This window comes from Thalassoroseus sp., assembly GCF_984380535.1.
Genome location: NZ_CFHRBF010000007.1, coordinates 66,475 through 84,047 on the forward strand (window position 1 = coordinate 66,475; position 17,573 = coordinate 84,047).

At 55.2% G+C, this 17,573-nt stretch carries 10 protein-coding genes; 5 read left to right on the forward strand and 5 right to left on the reverse strand.

The window, feature by feature from the left end; all coding sequences use genetic code 11:
• Positions 1-214 precede the first annotated feature (214 nt).
• The 5 genes from AC5DDB_RS10950 (at position 215) to AC5DDB_RS10970 (ending at position 9,009) form a co-directional block, all read left to right on the forward strand.
• Positions 215-1,060 (forward strand): PEP-CTERM sorting domain-containing protein, encoded by an 846-nt coding sequence (locus tag AC5DDB_RS10950; protein ID WP_491739763.1) that lies wholly within the window; start codon positions 215-217, stop codon positions 1,058-1,060.
• A 265-nt stretch (positions 1,061-1,325) separates the two neighbouring features.
• Positions 1,326-6,179, forward strand: a complete 4,854-nt coding sequence (locus tag AC5DDB_RS10955; RefSeq protein ID WP_491739764.1) for a tetratricopeptide repeat protein — start codon at positions 1,326-1,328, stop codon at positions 6,177-6,179.
• Positions 6,180-6,307: 128 nt separating this feature from the next.
• Positions 6,308-6,700, forward strand: a complete 393-nt coding sequence (locus AC5DDB_RS10960; RefSeq protein ID WP_491739765.1) for a hypothetical protein — start codon at positions 6,308-6,310, stop codon at positions 6,698-6,700.
• A 109-nt stretch (positions 6,701-6,809) separates the two neighbouring features.
• On the forward strand, positions 6,810-7,721 hold the full coding sequence (locus AC5DDB_RS10965; protein ID WP_491739766.1) for a PEP-CTERM sorting domain-containing protein: 912 nt from the start codon (positions 6,810-6,812) through the stop codon (positions 7,719-7,721).
• 115 nt (positions 7,722-7,836) lie between these two features.
• Positions 7,837-9,009, forward strand: coding sequence for a nucleotide disphospho-sugar-binding domain-containing protein (locus AC5DDB_RS10970; RefSeq protein ID WP_491739767.1), 1,173 nt, complete (start codon positions 7,837-7,839; stop codon positions 9,007-9,009).
• On the opposite strand, the gene AC5DDB_RS10975 is transcribed toward AC5DDB_RS10970, so the two are convergent.
• From AC5DDB_RS10975 to AC5DDB_RS10995, 5 genes are all read right to left on the reverse strand, one after another.
• Positions 8,987-10,570, reverse strand: coding sequence for an FAD-binding oxidoreductase (locus tag AC5DDB_RS10975; RefSeq protein ID WP_491739768.1), 1,584 nt, complete (start codon positions 10,568-10,570; stop codon positions 8,987-8,989). The two genes, AC5DDB_RS10970 and AC5DDB_RS10975, sit on opposite strands and share 23 nt — an antisense overlap.
• 129 nt (positions 10,571-10,699) lie before the next feature.
• Entirely contained in the window at positions 10,700-11,455 is a 756-nt protein-coding gene (locus tag AC5DDB_RS10980) for an N-acyl amino acid synthase FeeM domain-containing protein (RefSeq protein ID WP_491739769.1), read from the reverse strand.
• A gap of 2,218 nt (positions 11,456-13,673) precedes the next feature.
• Positions 13,674-15,092 carry a sulfatase-like hydrolase/transferase gene (locus AC5DDB_RS10985; RefSeq protein ID WP_491739770.1) on the reverse strand — a complete coding sequence of 473 codons (1,419 nt, stop codon included), beginning with the start codon at positions 15,090-15,092 and terminating at the stop codon, positions 13,674-13,676.
• 92 nt (positions 15,093-15,184) lie between these two features.
• Positions 15,185-15,922 (reverse strand): SDR family oxidoreductase, encoded by a 738-nt coding sequence (locus AC5DDB_RS10990; RefSeq protein ID WP_491739771.1) that lies wholly within the window; start codon positions 15,920-15,922, stop codon positions 15,185-15,187.
• Between the two features lie 143 nt (positions 15,923-16,065).
• Positions 16,066-17,553: a mannitol dehydrogenase family protein gene (locus AC5DDB_RS10995; RefSeq protein ID WP_491739772.1), complete on the reverse strand. Its 1,488-nt coding sequence runs from the start codon at positions 17,551-17,553 to the stop codon at positions 16,066-16,068.
• Positions 17,554-17,573: the final 20 nt, after the last annotated feature.

Below are 17,573 nucleotides of genomic sequence, written 5' to 3' on the forward strand. Positions count from 1 at the left end.
GAGGACAGTACAAAAAACCGCTCTCTTTGTGACAAAAGATCTTGGGATTTGGCAGAGAATCGAATCCGGAAACGAAGCAACCGTCCTTTTACGCCAAATCACGAAATTTCGGATAATCCAAAACTCTGGTCCAATCGATTGTTGACATCACTCACCTCGCCTGTAATTCTGAACATTTGCAGGGAAACTATCTCTCACTTCCTGGTGATTTGTTATGCAACTACAATTTCTCCTCGCCGGATTTGTATTCCTTACCGCCCTCTCCCACACCACAATTGCGGAAACAGTGACATTTTCGCAATTTAAGCATGGATTTGTGCTCGACAATCAAACGTATGATAACGGCGATGGTGATGTCTTCCATGGCATCCCAGGTGCGACAATCTCGGTGTACAAGTTTGGGAGTAACAACAATCTCGTTTCTACGCTGGGTGTCATCTTCGACTCCAGAGAATTAAACACTCAAGATCCGGACCTCGAAGACCCCTTCGTCAACGGGAATACCGCGAAGGACGGTTTTGGGAATATGCTCATCGTGCAGGAAGGCGATAATCTCTCCGTGACAAATGGTGTCTTGGATGGTGAACCAGACGATCAAGGCCCTCGTCCCTCAGGACTGATTATTGTCGAGTTTAACAATCCGATTACGTCGGTCGGTTTCGATATCATTGATATCGAAAACGATAACGATGCCAAAGACAGTGGAATTCTCGCAGCAAACGACGTCAATGACATTCTAAACTACGATTTTGGGACCACTAACGATGCCATGTTGAAGACATTCAATGAGATGCAGGCGAATGGCAATCCGCAGGGCCTTCAATTTGGCAACCGATCCGCCAATCGCATCGCTCCCCTCTCCGCGACGGATTTCGGGCTTGCTTCAGGGAGTTCATTCAGCACCATTGCCTTTTACTTCAACGACTCAGGTGCGATCGACAATATCGTCACGACGGCCTCCGCTAGCGCGGTGCCGGAACCCGCTTCCTGGTTACTTCTCTGCATTGGCGGGGGATTCTGCGTTTGGCGTCGACGCGCGTGCCCTGGGAAAGCGGCCTGACTCAAGCTGCGGTTGAAGGTCAGATATGTTGTGATCAACATCGTCTTTCGCAGTACGGAGTTGGCAAAGCATGTTTGTAGATATCGGAGCGGGTGTGCCCATTAGCATCGACACAGGTCTTGGCTGTTAGATCGGCCGACAGGCAAATTTCTATTGACCAACGGCAAGACCCTGGTGGACTTCGCTTGAAACCCCTCCCCGACGCCAGTACCGCAGATGGCGTCCGCGCCCCGTCTCGCCAAGTTTTTTTCGCTGGAAACTTCTGATGCCTCGTCAAAAAGAACAATCACGTTCGTCAGCGCACGAATCCGTGGCAACGATGGAGCCCTCCCACTCCGCGCGGTCAACCGCAACCGAAGAGGAGACCTTTCGCCGGGTGAATACGCGGTTGATCGTCATGACCGGGATCACGATTCCGGTGCTGCTTGTGGTGGTCCACTTCGTGCATGGCTTTCAAGTCGATCGTCAGGCGCAGTCCCTGTTGTCGCGAGCCGCTGCCGCTGAAGAAGCTGGTGATACCAACCAAGCTCGAGAACTGCTCGCCCAGTATATTGGCTTTCAACCGCGGGACACCTCCGCACTACTGCGATACACCCGACTGTTGAACGAATCCGCCAGCAATGCTCGGCAGCGGTTGCAAGTCTTTCTACTCTTCGAGCAAGTCGTGCGTCGCGATCCAGTGTTGGCCGAGGAAGCCGAACTCGATCGAGAAATCGCCGACGTGGCGATGGAGATCGGCCGTTACTCAGACGCGCTGCGCTACTTGACAAAGCTGCGCGAGCATCGGCCCAGCGATCCCGAGCCATTATATCTTAGCGGCCAATGTCATCATTCGTTACGCGAGTTTGGCGAGGCCATCGTGTGGTATCTCCGCGCGATTGACGCAGCTCCCGCCGAAGTCCAGCACTATCCCTTGGCCGCAACCGTGCTCGCCGACCACTATGAAGACCTGCCGCAACGGCAGAGCCCCCAGGTCTCGCAGTTTTCCATTGATGAGTCCCTGAAGAACTTACTGCCAGACAACGCATCCGCGGAAACCGAGCCGGACAACGATGACGCGACTGGGCCGATCGAATCCGCTCAACGCGCAGGGATGACGGCGGCGAAGCGTTTGTTGGAATTGATGGTGACGCAAGCTCGGCCGCGCGAAGACGCCTACCTGGCGCGAGCCCGATTTCATGTCAGCCGTGACGAACTGGCAGACGCCCGTCGCGATGTGGAGTCGGCCCGCGGCATTGCCGACGAATCGGCTGACTTGTTGCTGCTCTCGACCGACGTCGCGGTCCGCCAAGCCAAAGCCGCCCAGTTCGAAGGTCGACCGCAGCAAGTCGAAGCTGCCATGACGATCGCTCACCAAGACGCCAGCCGCGGAGTGGAGGAATTTCCCGACGACTTGCGTTTCGCTCGGATCCTGGCGGAAGTGGAGCTTCAATCCGCATCGCTCTCGGAAAATGTGACGGCCCAGCGAGAACACCTCGCCACCGCTCAAAATGTGCTCGCCAATGCCTTGGCTCGACATGCAAAATCTCCCAGGCAGCCGCAGTCCGATGCTGGCAGCCTCGGGACTCAGGCCGTGGAGCTGCAATGGCTGCTGGCTGATGTCCTCATTTCGCAGTTGCAGCTTGGCGATCGATCAGACACTGACAAGGGGCAGCGTGAGCGGGTCGCCGACATTATCGGCGATATCCGTGGAAAATCGAGCAACTCGGCAGCGGCCGATTTTCTGGAAGCTCGGCTGCTGATGGACGACAATCGCTGGCACGATGCCGCCACCACGCTGGAGCGCACCCGCCGCAGTCTGCCGGAGAATTCACCGTTGATTCGCCGGATTGATCTGTTGCTGAGCGGCTGCCACGAACGCCTGAGTAACCCCGATCGCCAAATCGATGTGCTCCGCCGGGCGCTGAAGGACGACCCGCTTTGGCGGCAGGCCCGCTTAGAGTTGGCTCGCGCGTTAGCTCGTGTCGATCGCGACGAAGAAGCGCTGCAAGAATACCAGTTGGTCGGGATGGTCTCGCTAGTGCCCGTCGAGGTCGCCCGGATCTTCTTGGCCCGCGAGTTGAAGAAGCCCGTGGAGAGCCGCCGCTGGGCCGTGGTCCGTTCCGCTCTGTTGGCCGCCAAGCAAGCCACGCCGGATCGTCCCGATGTCCCGATCCTCCAAGCCCAAGTTCTGTTGCTGGACAACCAGCCGGAAGAGGCGGACCAGGTGATGCAGCAGGCATTGGCCGACTATCCCGAAGACGCCTCGGTCTGGGCCGCGGCCGCCGAGATGGAACTGCAACGGACTGACCGGGATCCCGCCGAACGGCTCGCGGAATCCATGCGGATCATTGAACAAGCCGGTGAGAAACTCGGTGATCGGGTTCCGCTGCGGTTGGCCGCGGCCAGCGCCGCGCGGTTCCTCCCCGCCGACCAGACTTCCTTAGAGTTGATTGCCCTTGAAGACAACGCAGGTCAGTTCGAAGCCGACGAGCAGTCCGAACTCTACCACGGTCTTGCGCGGGTCCACTTGGCCTCAGGTTCAGATGATCACGCGGAGCGCCTCTGGAAAGCGTGGGCCGCGGCCCAGCCCGCCGCCATGCTTCCCCGCCTATTGCTCGCCGAACAAGCCCGCCGCGGGAATGACGCTGTCGCCCTCCGCGAAGTCGTTGAGGACCTCCGCAATCTGGAAGGACCCTCCGGACCTTACAGCAACTATTACGCCGGCATCGCCGCACTCTTGGAAATTGGCGGTGATGCCGACTTGCAAGATGATGCGGCCGCATTGGCGGCTGCGGTCGAACGCCCTCGGCGGTTGTTGCTCTCCGCGTTCCGAAGTCGTCCCACCTGGGCTGCCGTGCCGGAGGCATTGGGCAACCTGGAAATGGCCATCGGCAATCAAGACGACGGGGCCGACTATTACCAACAGGCCATCCGGCTGGGCAGCCTCTCCCAACAAGTGATCCGCCGGTTAGCCCAGTACTACTTCGACCAGCGCCGCTACAGTGAAGCGGACCGAGTGCTGCAGCAGGCCGCTGCCCAACGGCCCGATCTGGTCACCGGCGATTTGGCCCGCCTCGCTTGGCGGATCGCTTGGCAGCAGCGGCAATTCGACGAAGCCATCAGCCTTGCCACAAATGTCGCGGACAACAGCACCGACTACCGGGATTATATCTGGACCGCGCAGTTACAGTATGCCCGCGGCGAACGTGGTCCCGATGTCGAAGCCGCCCTTCGGGAAGCTGTCAAACCGGCACTAGGTGCGAAGGAACCCCAAGCGTGGCTGGCCTTGGTGCAGTACTACGCGCGGGAAGACAAAATGGAACAGGCTCGCGCGGCTATTCAGGAAGCGGCCCGCCATCTGCCGAACGATCCTCCCGCCCAGCGGCCGCTCACGCTGGCCCGCTGCTATGAATTGATCGAAGATCTCGACCAGGCCGAAACCCACTACCGCGAGGTCCTCCGCACCGACGCCGACGACCCCCGCCTCCGAATGGTCCTGGCCGACTTTTACACCCGCAACAACCAGCTGCCGAAGGCGGACGCCCACCTCGACTTCCTGCTCGACCAGCAGCATGATGTGCCCATGTTCACCCGTGAATGGGCCAACCGCCGCAGGGCTCTGGTCATCGCCTCCAGCGGCAGCTACGACGACACCCGGCGAGCGCTCGAATTGCTCACCCGAGGGCACAGCCAAAACGAAAAACTCTCCGCCGAAGACCTCCGCACCCAAGCCGCCATCCTCTCCCGCCAAGGCCGCACCCAGGCCGACCGCAAACAGCTTCGTCAAATTCTGCAGAAGCTGGTCCAAGAGAATTCGGCCGACCCCGCTGAGCGGTTCCTGCTCGCCCGAATGCACGCAGCCAGCGACCAATGGGAACTGGCCGAAGACCAGATTGATGCCTTGTTGAAGGCAGACCCCGCCAACACGGTCTACCGGGCATGGCGAGCCACGCAATTGATCGAACGCAAGGAGTTTGACGACGCGCAGTCTCTCATCGACGAGATTAAGAATCTCACGCCTGACTCATTCGGTGTTACGGCTCTCGAAGCCTACTGGAACCAGGCCCAGGGGCAGCAGAAACTGGCAGCCGATTTGATCAAACGACACTTGACGAAAATGGAGCAGGTCACGGCTCCCGATCAACTGATTCACGACCTCGTCATCCAAGGCCAGGCCGAAGCAGCTCTCGATGCTCTTGAAGAATTTCTCCAGCAGAACGGGGATCGCGACGACCGGGCCGCCCTGCAGCAGGCCCGGCAGGAGTTCGCGGCGGGCGATGTCGACTCCGCCATTCTGCAACTCAAGCGGCTTGTCCTTCGAAAGGATGTGCGAACCGCTATCTACCTCTTCCAGTACCGCCAGGCCGCCCAGTTGCTGGACCGTTGGGGCGAATTGCCGGCGGCGGAGGAGATTATTCGGCAGTACCTGGAGTTTTCCCGTAAGCCCGAAGACGCGCTGATGTTGGTCTCCAATGTGGCCCGGCAAGGGCGTCTCGAAGAGGCATTCACAATCCTCGCAGAAGCCTGGGACGATTGCCCGCCCGCCACGGTCGTTAGCACGTCGGTTGCATTGCTGCGGGAAGGTTCCCCTACGTCCGCTCAGATCCGCCGCGTCGAAACTCGGATTCAGGACCTGGTCGAAGCCCATACAGATAGCCCGGAACTGGTCATCTTTCTAGCCGATCTTCGCGACTTCCAGGGCCGCTACGATGAAGCCGAGCAAATCTACCGCGATCTCTCGCAGCAGAAGTCCGGGCATCTCGTGGCGATGAACAACCTGGCGTACTTGCTCGCCGTCCGGCAGAGGGAATTGCCGATGGCCCGCATGTTGATCGATCAGGCCCTCTCCCAGACAGGTCCCGTTCCGGAGTTGCTCGATACGCGTGCGGTGGTGCATTTGGCCGCCGGCGATGTCCAACTCGCCCTCGCCGACCTGAAGTCTGCCGTGGACAGCTCCAGCGCCCCGGACCCCGCCAAGCTCTTCCACTTGGCCGTCGCCCAGTTACGATCTGGCAATGTCAACGGGGCTCGGCAGACCTATGACCGGGCTCTCGCCGCAGATTTTGAGTCTAACAATTTGCATCCCCTTGAGAAACGACTCTTCGCCAGCGAACTGAACACTTTGACAAAACGCTAATGGGCTCCCCATCAAACGAGGCATCGAGCCGACAATTCAGGAAAATTGTTACAATTGGGCTTGTTTTCGTTGACGGCTAATGGGACCGAGTGGTAGTCTGTCTAGTGTACTAGTTTTTGGAGATTGTTGTGAGCGGTCTGTTTCGAGTCATCCTCTTCGTAGCGTTGGGCTTGGTTTGGTTACCAAGCGGCCAACAGTCTGCGCAGGCTGGGATGATCACCGCTCGCATCGCCACCAGTGAGAACTCCGCTTTCTCTCTGGGTGAAACTTCAAGTTCCGCTCCGAAATCGCAGCCAAGCTACGTGCTGCTCCGCGATGCCCAACACTGGGCGGGTACCCCGTCCGGCATGGGGGGCGCCCCCAGCAGCATCACCGGCGGTTCCGCCACCACGTTTCTCGCCGCCGTTGATACAAGTAACCTCTCCCCGACCCAGCAACTCGAAGTCTGGCTCACCAGACAGCACGAGTCCTATCACCCCAAGTTCCTCAAAACGCGATTGTTTCGACCTCCTCGATCCTAGGCAAGTGTTTGTTTTGAATTGTTTGTTCACTTGTTCTGGTTTCTAACGCTTTAGAGGAAGTCATATGTGCATTTTGATGCGCGGGTTAATCTTTGTGGTTGCTTGTTGCATGACATCTTCAGCTGTCGCTGGGATGATCTCACCCTTTGTGCCGCTCGCGACCAATGTCGTTAAGTTTCGCAACTACGAAAATATCTTAGATGCTACTACTGGTCTTAAGAAGCCGATCGGTGCGTCGATCGCAGTTGGTGACCGTCTTCGTGGAGTCCTGTTTACAGAAACCGTTACTGCGTTTCCACCTGGAGGTAGCGGCACGTCTCCCAATTCTATTGGAGTGGAAATCGGAGGCATTTTTGACATCGAGGCGATACGAATTGATGGCACTGGCGCTAGCCAAACGATTACATTCGGTCCAAGTGGTGAGTTCGGCGCGGGAGGCAGTTTGGGCTCCTTGGGGCTCGATCCGAAAACAATGGTGGCATTCTACCGCGATACCGTTCTGGATACTCAGTCCACATTTGTCGATAATACAAAGACTGAATTGGATATCGAAGCAGCCATCGCTAACGGCAGGCTGTTAGGCAACTTTGGTTATGGAACCGGTGGAACAGATCCAGGAGATATTGGTGCTGCTGGAAACGGGTATTGGTTCTCCAATGGGCTCGATTTTTTTTATGGTTTAGAGTTACTTGATCCGCTGGCAGGAGAAACTCCGAGTTTATTTACTGAACTCACGGTGAGCCCAATGTTGAATCCGGATCTAGTTACTGCGTTACATGTTCCTCCATCAACCCTCATCAACGACAACCTCGAGCCGTTTGGTACAACACTGTTCGATCTCGTTGGTCGTGGGGAAAATCGGGCGAACTCCGGCCCAACTGGTGCTCGTACTGACTTGTACAATTTGCGTAGCGAGGATCCGGCGTACATTTTCCCTAACCCTGAGCCATCGTCGTTCCTATTGCTTCTGGTCGGGATGGGTGGAGCTCAATTGATGCGTCGTCGTAACAAAGAGGAATAGTCGTTACTTAGTTCTTCGTCAGCGAACTGGGAAGAGGGAGATCTGTTCACACAGGTTTCCCTCTTTCTTTTTTGAGTTGATGGTGATGCAACTTGGGCCAGAATGGATTTAACGAATGACACGAGTTCTTGTCATTGGTGATAGCATGAGTCTTGCTCACGTGGCGCGAGCAATTGTATTTGCCCGGCGACTGCAAGAATCCGGTGAAGATGTTGTGTTTGCGACAGGTTCGCACCATCAGGCACTAGCCTACCAAGAAGGATTCAAGTCCGAGGAAGTTTTTTGTGTTCCTCCAGCCGAAGCGATTGCTGCAATCCGTCGCGGTTCACACATTTTTACCACCACCAATCTCAAGGCGTATGTTGAATCAGACAGAAAGCTGATTGACCGTGTTCAACCCGATTTGGTCATCGGAGATTTCCGACTGAGCTTAAACATTTCCGCTCAACAAATCGGAGTTGAGTATCGCAACATTGTAAGCGGTTACATGACCCGCTACTACTCCGCCCCACAAAGTCCGCCTGAAACCTTTCCGGTCGTCCGCTTGTTGGGGCGTCGAATTAGCCGTGCTGTATTCCCGACGCTGAAGAAGCTGACACTGAAGTATTATGCACAGCCATTTGTAAGGTATCGCCGACAACACGCGATGCCTCCGATTCGTGATATCTTTGACGTGATCTGTTCACCTCACCGCAACTACATTGCCGACTTGCCAGAGTACACGCCCACACAGAATCTGCCTGTCACATTTTGCTATGTCGGTCCGTTGTTGTGGGAACCAACTATTGAACCACCGGAATGGATCAATGAATTGGATCGAACAAAATCCACGGTTTACGTGACGATGGGCAGTACAGGCCAATCCAAGTCATTTATGACTGCTCTAAGGGTCTTGCGTGATGCGGGGCATCAAGTTCTGGCAACCACCGGAGGACATGTTGAGAACGTGCCGGACGGCGTATTCGCCGCTGATTATGCACCAGGCTCATTGCTACTCAGACACTGCAATGCCGTGGTGTGTCATGCCGGAAGTTTGACAACATATCAAGCAGTGCAAGAGCAAGTCCCAGTCGTCGGAATTCCCACTTTCCACGACCAGGAAACGAACGTTGAACGAATTGAGGCCCTTCGCTGGGGGGTTGGGTTACATCCTATAAAGTGGCGCGGCCGAGATTTGCTCGCTGCCGTTGATTTCGTCAAGAACTCCGAAATCCGGGAACAAGTCGCGATAGGCAGTGACCGAATACGCTCTTCAATCACCCGCTTCAATACAGAGTTTTCGATCTAAGAGGAACAACATTCGCCATGACGTCTAGCGCTACGTCCATCTGTTTCACACTGACACGATACGGCAGGAAACCAAGTTCCCGTCCATTGCTGAAGAGGGCATTGTAGCAGGTTTCCGCTTGGGCAGTCTTGGAAGAAGATTGCCGGTCGAACAGCAACGGCACCGTACTATCGAAGCAGCGGTCGGAGACGCTGGTGAGTGTGATCAGCGGGTCAATGGTGTGTGCCAAGCAGGTTTCCCGCACCATGTCAACGTAGCAGCGGCAGTCGATGGGGGTCATCGGCACGAGGGGGGAATACCACATAAGACCGCATCCATCCCGTGCGGGATTCATGGCCTGGCCGGCGGGTGGGCGTTGACCGCTCTTCCAGTACGCCAGCGGCAACGCCAGTGATTGCGGCACGCCGTTCATCATCTTCAGAAACGTCGACATCTGCTCCAACCGTTTCCGCAACCGGGCCTTCACCGGCACAGCGGGCAGCAGCCGAGTCAGCCGGTCCCCCCAGCGGAGTTCCCGCTCGCCCATGAAATGCACTGAAGCCACGTCCCGCAGTGCCTGCCGAATAATGCGCTTCGCTCCTCTCAGCATCGGGGCATCGACATACAGGGCCCCCACGCCGGTCCAGTGCGTAACGTCGTGTTGCTTCCGCAACGGGCGAAGATGCTCTTCGGTTAGTGTCCCACCGCTCGCGAGCACGTCGGCCGGGAATTCGGTGGTCATTGAGAGCACGCGGACATCGTTCATCAAGTTGATCGAACTCACCGCGCTGCCCAGCGACCGCAAAATCCGCTGCACCGCCGCCACGGCCGGCTCCAAGTCTTCCTCGCGTTTTATCTGAAATACGAATGCCCGCACGCAAGCTGGCCGCATCGCCAGCGCAAAGGTGGCTTGGGTCACAATCCCCAGGTTGCCCTGCGTAAACATGCCGTCCATGTACGGACCAAGGCCCCACTTGAAAGCCTTGTCGATCCGCGGACAGCCCATGGCGGTGAGCGTGGGTTTGTAGATGGAGCCGTCGGTTAGCACCGCCTGTAGCGTCGTCAGCGCTCCGAAGTGGTCCGCGTAAGGTGTGATCCCGTAGCCGCGCTGCATCGCGTTCCCCAGCAAGCTGCAGTCCGGTCCGCCGCCGTGCACCGGCACCATGAACGGTAGATCGCGCTCGATCAAGTAGTCCGACAACTGCCTCTGCGTGACTCCCGGTTCTACCGTGACTAGGCCGAGTTCTTCATCAAACTCAAGGATACGGTTCATGCCGGAGAGATCGAGAACGAAGTTGTTGTCATGGACGGGGTTCGCCGCCCCGTAACCCCAATTGCGACCCGTGCTGATCGGGTGCAGCTTCACGCCACGCTGTGCGGCAATCCTCGCAATTTCAGCGACTTGTTCCTGGCTGCGCGGCGCGACGGCTCCCGCGATTCGCCGCTTCACGCCCGTGGTTGACGGGCTGAACTTTTCTGTGGCCTGTTGCGCATCGAGGATGGCATCGGCACCAACCACGCGCGTCCATTCTTCTAAAACTGCTCGAAGAGGAGTAGTGGTTTGTTCTAGAGTACTAATCATGTCGGACAGAACCCAGATTTGACTTGAAGGGGAAGAGAGCTTGAGCCTGAAGGGAAACACGCCGTTTAGCCCTCATCGCAACACACTACCCTCGCGACGCAAATTTCTCGGCCTGAGAAATTGACTCGCCTAGCCAAGGGGTAGGCAGGTGTTGGCGAGGTCGGCGGCAGCGGTAAAGAAGTCGGCTTCGAAGGGTGGCATGGGGCACGGTTGCAACTGTAATTGGGGGATGGCCGTGCCAAAATAATTGTCGTAACACTTGGGGCGATCGCGGTCGATACGCTCAAAATCAAGGCAGCAAGCCACCGCCGGTGCGTGTTCGACACAAGGGTAGCATTTCTCTGGACCGATTTGCTGAAAGCCGAGAAATTTCTGATAGAATTTTGCGTGTTTGGGGTGGACAGCGGCCAGCAATTGGTGCAATCCTCTCGCGCGGGCATACTGAGCCATCAACCGCGTGAGCTCCGAGAAGATCGTAAAGAACTGCGAGGGCTCCAAGTTTTTTGCCGCCAAACACGACACTTCGCCGATCGGGATTTCTTGCAGGCGGAGTTCCTTCACCTCATCCCCATAGATGATCTCCAAGGGCAGCCCCGCGCTGCCATCGCCAATCAACGTAAGTGTGCAAATGATTTCGCCATCGTACTCCGCCGCAAACATTTCCGTGGTGGGGATCAGATGGAATGGCGTGACCCGCAGTCTAAAATGATTCTCTCGAATCAATCCGCGTTGGATGTAGGTGTCATATACCAGCCGGAAGGCTTTGAAACGACTTTCGAAACTTCCGACGACTCGATACTGCACTTCGTGCAAGGGAAGGGCCGAGCTATCCCGGTGACGGGGCGAAGCTGGACGTTCCGTTGGCAGCGGGACGCAAATAACCATAATAGAACCTTGGTAAGCAAATTCTTGAATCGCGTATCGTTTGCTGAAAACGCTGGCCCACTGAACGCTTTGCAGCACGCTTTCCAGAATCTTGAGTCCAATTTCGGATAATGGCCCGAAAAAAATCAGTCGAAAGGTTTTCTAGGGGGATGTAACGAGAAAAAGAGTCGTTCTGTTCAGGCGAAAGGGATTGTATCGCCGGAGTTGAGGACCACGCGAATGGAGGGTGCTAGTCATTAGATTAGAAATGCTTGGGGATCTGTATCGGATCCTGAACAAGGCGTCTAGACCAATTACTAGGTGACCGCGGCGAAGAAGGCCAGTAAAGTGCTTCGTCAACTGCTCGCCGACTATTTCGGCCGTCCGCCACACCGTTGACTTGTGACTTAGACACCCGGAACTCCGTCAGCTTCGCGAGCAAGCTGTGAGCAGCGGACTCGAAGGCCCCCTTGGTACACTACAGAGATCCTTCAATTTGCTCCCTGCCATCGCTCCATCTCCGTAAAGAATGCATCCGATGCAACTGAATAAATGAACCAATAACGATCATTCCAGATTTCCTACCAACTTTCACAGGACACACGCGGCTGTGGTGTAAACGGTTTTACCTAGTTGACCTAGGGGAGACACTGGTCTAGATTAACATGTCCAACTCGATTCACTGCGATCAAGTGATCGAAGGATTCGAGTGCCAATTCCGCGCCGCTTTTGGAGGACCAGTTGATGCAGTGTCCTGTCTGTTCGTTCAAGGTACTCAAAGTTTCAGTACGCTTTGAGGCACACGTTACTTGTGCCTTTGAAGGCGACGAGAACTTCCAACTTGTCGAATCAGTTGCGGTAGACTCAAGGTGGACAAACGAGTCTGCATGTGAGTGCGTGTCTTGCTCTTGGGCCGGTTATGTCTTTCAGGCCAAGCGTCAATCGGGCATTGAACGGATAGATTCGTAGGCTAATGACTCCCAAACCGATCGGTGAGCTGCCTTGTCAAGATTTCTGAAGGCTCGGGTATCTGGATGCCTACAGCGACATTTGCGACCGAATCGGCTAAGTAGCTTCAGGTCTGGCAACCATGTTGCATCCCGCAAGGGTTCGGTAGAAACTCCAGGAAAATTTCATCCATCTCAGTGACTCCACTAGACAAGTAGGCGTTCTGAATGCAGGACGTGAGCGCCTTGCTCAAGGAATCATGTTCGGCAAGTAAGTCATTGAGTTCACGCTCACTCAACGGAATTGGCTGCTGCGATTAAGACGCAGTCTTGTTCAGTCGTTCCAACCGCGCGTGCATTTCCCGCTCTGACAGCGTTTCTGGCAGGATAGTGGCCGGTGCCAAATCAGTGAAGGCATAGTTGACTCCCGCAGCCAGAATCAGCAATGCGATTAACGTTTGCGGGATAAGCCAGAGAACCGCACTAAAGCTTGAACGCTAGACGGAATCGATTCTTCAGCCGTTGCCGAGTCCGAAAATCGGGACTACCAAAGTTTGCCAACCTGAATCTCCGACCATAAAGTCGTTGCCCGCCATACCCACCTTTGAGAGCTCGCAAAATGCGGCGCCAGCGGCTATTTCGTTCTTTCTCAAGTTTGTGGAACCGTTCGGTCAACCACATATGTTGGTCCGGCGCGCGTTGCCCCGACGACGCTGGTGACGCTGATTTCTTGCTGGTCTGATCGGCGTTGAAGTTTCCGGCGTTGAGGTTTCGCTTGGCACTTCGGGCGGCAGTTTGTTGTTCAAATCGACGTTTCTGTCCTGTTCGTCGACTGATTCGAAATTCGCTTGCGGCCCAATTGCTGCCAACTCAGGATCGGTTGTCTCTTCGTCGGTTGGTACTTGGTTTGACGGCGTCGCTGTCTCGTTGTAGGTCGTTTTCGAGGACTGCAATTCTTCCGACACGATCGCTCTGGGCTGCAGTTGTGTTTCTGACGAGTCGGGTACAGCCGCGGAGTTCGAACTGGGGGATTCGTTTATCAATTGCGTTTGCAGTTGTTGGTTTTCGGCAAACATATTCTCCTGCATGAGAGCCATCCGATCGACTAGCTTGAGAACGAAATCCTGCAGTTGCGAATCGTTCGAGCTGGTGGAATTAGATGCGTTCGTCTGGTACTCATCTGATGGCTTCGATCTGGCTTTGGGTTCGTGTTCACGATCCGGTTGAGTTGTTGCACTGACTTTTTAAGGGGTTTTCGATGTGTTGGTTGGAGGAATTAGGCTGACAAACTGTTAGTACTGGTAGTCGGCTCCGTCGCGGCTGCGTTGGCAGCTTGCTTCGATCTCCTGCAGACGCTGGAGCAACTTCTTGGTTTGCTCAGGCCGTTCGGCGGATAGGTCATTCTTCTCGAAGGGATCTTGGACGATATTATACAAGCGAACGCTGCCATCCTTTTTCGCTTCTTTCAAGAGTTTCCAGTCGCCCGACAAGATTGCCTTGCCGTCGATTCCTCGGTGTAGTCGTCGGTAACCGAAAAAGAGATCTTGGTTAGGCGTTTGCACCTCTCCACGAATGATCGGCATCAGATCGATTCCATCAATCGGACGCGAAGTTTTCTCAACGAACGGATCGCCAATGATGGCAGCAATCGTCGGAAGATAGTCAACCGTGCTGCAACGAACATCGGTCTCAGTTCCTGACGAAATAACGCCGGGCCACTCCGCACACGCCGGAACCAGCAAACCGCCTTCGTACATCGTGTGTTTGTGACCTTTGAACGGTCCTGCGGAAGCGACGCCCTTCTTCGCAAGTCCATCAGATGGGCCATTGTCACTACAAAAGAAGACGACCGTGTTCCTCTCGATTCGCAGTTCACGCAGCCGTGTTCGCAGGCGGCCGATCTGTTGGTCCATGGCCGTGATGCAACCGTAATAGTTCTTTCGAGCAGTTCCCGCTTTGGGGTAGAGCTTCTTGAATTCTTCGCCGGCAACGACGGGTTCGTGAGGAGCATGAAACCACACGGCTGCGAAAAACGGTTTCGACTGGTTGGCCTCGATAAATGGAATCACACGATCCATAATTACTCGGCTGTCATCGCCGCTAAGATTCTCCTTGGCTTCGACTCCATTGTGCACATAAGGAAAACCGCCTTTCCACGGCCCACCAGGTTCACCGCCCCAGCTATCCCAATCGTCCGGAGTGATCGTTGGATTCCATGTCGGCACTGCACTGGTGGTTGCGAAGTATTCATCGAAACCATGATGAGAAGGCGGTGAATAAAAGCCACGTGTACCGACTTCTTCGGGCTTAACCCATCCGATATGCCACTTACCAAATAGACCCGTTGCATAGCCATGCTTTTTCATAAGCTCGGCGATTGTGATTTCGCCCACACGCATGCCACCGGTGTGCGCTGCGAGGATTCCAAACCGGAACGGATACCGCCCTGTCAGGCAGCTGCCACGCGTTGGCGAGCACAATGGGGCGGCGGCGTAGAATCGATTGAATCGAATTCCGCTGGCTGCCATCGCATCTAGGTTTGGCGTCTTGATGCGATCGTTGCCATTGAAGCCCACATCTCCCCACCCTTGATCATCGCTCATCAGTAAGATGATGTTGGGGTCCGCTGCCCATGACACGCCCGGAGTGCAACAGAAAACAAACAGACCTGTCACTAACAAGGTCTGTCGGAGTCGGCGGTGATTCTTCATTCTTATGGATCGCTTAGCGCTGGTGTTTGCTTAGAAATGTAGATGCTCGTTTCTTGGCGAGTTGAATTTCGTTTCCACGTCGACAAAGCCTCTCAGTTGGACATCCCTCCGTCGGCGCGGATGTGTTGGCCAGTGAGCCATTTGCCATCGTCGCTCGCCAGAAAAGAGACGACAGCAGCAATGTCTTCCGGGGTGCCTAAGCGACCGAAAGCGGACAAGTCGATGAACTTTTGCTTTCTCTCTTCGTCGTTGTCGTTGAACATACCGGGACTGGTCGCGCCTGGACGGACACTGTTGACCGTGATGTTTCGCTCACCCACTTCTTTTGACAAGGAAACTAACATCGCGTCAATCGCAGCTTTGGTCGCGGAGTATATTCCGGTTCCCGCCCGCGGTCGTTCAGCCAACTGCGAAGAGACAAAGATGATTCTTCCGTTCTCGCGAACCTGTTTAGCCGCTTCGCGAATCGTGAGAAAGGCGCCACGAGTGTTGACCGCGAATAGTTTGTCAAAATCATCCGCCGAAAAGTTTGCCACTGGCCCACTGATCATTGTGCCGGCGTTAGCAATCACGACATCGACATCCCCGAACTGTTTATGAGCTTGTGCGAACAATTGCTGTACTTCGTGTTCCGATGCGATATTGGCTCCAAACGCGATGGCGTTTCCATTTTCTGATTCAATCTCCTTCACAACAGCGTTGGCAGCTTCTTCGTCAGAACCATAATGAACGACCACGTTGAAACCATCACGTGCCAGACGACGACAAATCTCCCCGCCGATCCCTCCGGATCCGCCCGTCACGATCGCTGTTTTCAATGGCTGACTCATCGTTGGGTCTCGGCAGGTGTTGCTTCTGTGTGGACGCTGTTGTGGGTGAACCGCGACAGCGGTTTTCTCAAATTAGTTGATACCGGATGCCCCGGCAATTCCGCGAACTGTTCCGACAGTTTCGTTGTCCTGGTCTGCCAAGACTACGAATTCATTTCTTGCATCAGCTGAGTGATGTCCGGCGATTCGTAGACTTTCTTGACGAGTTCCGTAAACGTTGTGGCGAACCGATCGTTATCAGCCAAGTCACCGAAGACCGGTTTGAACTTGATGAAGGCCAGTGGATCATCGGAAGTTCCCTTGGCTGCTTGATGCAAGGCTGCTTTCATCTCATCGATCACCTCAAGCGGTTGTCCCTGTTGGTCCGCATGCATCTCGCAGTAGTAGCACCAGGCTGCAATGACCAATGTCCCATAACGAATACTTCCGTCTCGGCTCAGGTTTTCCCGAATTGTGGGAATTAGAAAGACCGGTAGCTTGCTGGAGCTTTGCGAACATATCCGTGACAATTGGTCGCTGATGTTGGGATTGCCAAAGCGTTCCATGAGCGTGTTCTTGTATTGATCGAGATCGATCCCTTCGACGTCTCCTAGCACCGGCACAGCCTCAATATCAAAGAAGCCGCGTAGGAAACTCGCGAATCGCTCGTCACTCATGCAGGCGTCAATTGTGTCCAGGCCATAGATTGCTCCGGGAATTCCCAACACTGAATGTCCGGCGTTGAGTAATCGGAGCTTCATGGTCTCATATGGGCTGACATCGGGGACAAATTGTGCTCCAACGTCTTGCCAGTTGGGGCGATCATCCGAGAACTGATCTTCGATCACCCACTGCGAGAATGGTTCGCAGGTGACTGGCCATTGATCATGCACACCGTACTGTTTTTGAAGAAATTCAATGTCGGATTTCGCTGTGACGGGCGTAATGCGGTCGACCATCGCATTCGGGAAGCTAGTATTTTTGTCAATCCAATGGGCCAAATCGGCATCCAGCAAATGGGCATAACCGACGACCATTTTCCGAGTCAGGTCGCCGTTATGCTGGATGTTGTCGCATGACTGGATGGTCAATGCCGGCAGACCGCGTTCGCGACGCATTTTCAAAGCAGCCACCAGGTATCCAAAAACCAATCGGGGTTGCATTGGGTTTTGGATATCGTATTGAGCATCGGGATTAGATGTATCAAAGTCGCCTGTTGCCGGATCGACGTTGTACCCGCCTTCGGTGATTGTGAGTGAAACGATGTGAGTCTCGGGGGCCGCCATTCGCTCGATGACTGCTTTCGGGTTATCCGGACCGATCAGAAAATCGACCAGTGACCCAATCACTTTGGCTTCAATTGTCCCGTCGGGATGTTTGACGATCAGTGTATATAGGTAATCCTGCTCCTGCAGGATGGCTTGCATTTTTCGATCTGATTCACGCAGGCCGACCCCGCAGATTCCCCAACGCAAATCGTCTCCTGACTGCAACAATTGATCGGTGTAAACCGCCTCATGGGAACGATGAAAGCCGCCCACGCCGACATGGACAATCCCAGTCGCCAATCGACTTCGATCATATGTCGGACAGCCGACCTTACTTGAAATCTGGGAAAGGTTTTCTTGGTTGAGGGGAAGGGGGTGCTGCATGGTATGGATTCTCGTTCGTT

Bases quoted from the DNA above. Each gene is read 5' to 3' on its own strand.
- AC5DDB_RS10950 (WP_491739763.1), top strand. From the start codon at position 215: ATGCAACTACAATTTCTCCTCGCCGGATTTGTATTCCTTACCGCCCTC.
- AC5DDB_RS10955 (WP_491739764.1), top strand. From the start codon at position 1,326: ATGCCTCGTCAAAAAGAACAATCACGTTCGTCAGCGCACGAATCCGTG.
- AC5DDB_RS10965 (WP_491739766.1), top strand. From the start codon at position 6,810: ATGACATCTTCAGCTGTCGCTGGGATGATCTCACCCTTTGTGCCGCTC.
- AC5DDB_RS10970 (WP_491739767.1), top strand. From the start codon at position 7,837: ATGACACGAGTTCTTGTCATTGGTGATAGCATGAGTCTTGCTCACGTG.
- AC5DDB_RS10975 (WP_491739768.1), bottom strand. From the start codon at position 10,570: ATGATTAGTACTCTAGAACAAACCACTACTCCTCTTCGAGCAGTTTTA.
- AC5DDB_RS10980 (WP_491739769.1), bottom strand. From the start codon at position 11,455: ATGGTTATTTGCGTCCCGCTGCCAACGGAACGTCCAGCTTCGCCCCGT.
- AC5DDB_RS10985 (WP_491739770.1), bottom strand. From the start codon at position 15,092: ATGAAGAATCACCGCCGACTCCGACAGACCTTGTTAGTGACAGGTCTG.
- AC5DDB_RS10990 (WP_491739771.1), bottom strand. From the start codon at position 15,922: ATGAGTCAGCCATTGAAAACAGCGATCGTGACGGGCGGATCCGGAGGG.
- AC5DDB_RS10995 (WP_491739772.1), bottom strand. From the start codon at position 17,553: ATGCAGCACCCCCTTCCCCTCAACCAAGAAAACCTTTCCCAGATTTCA.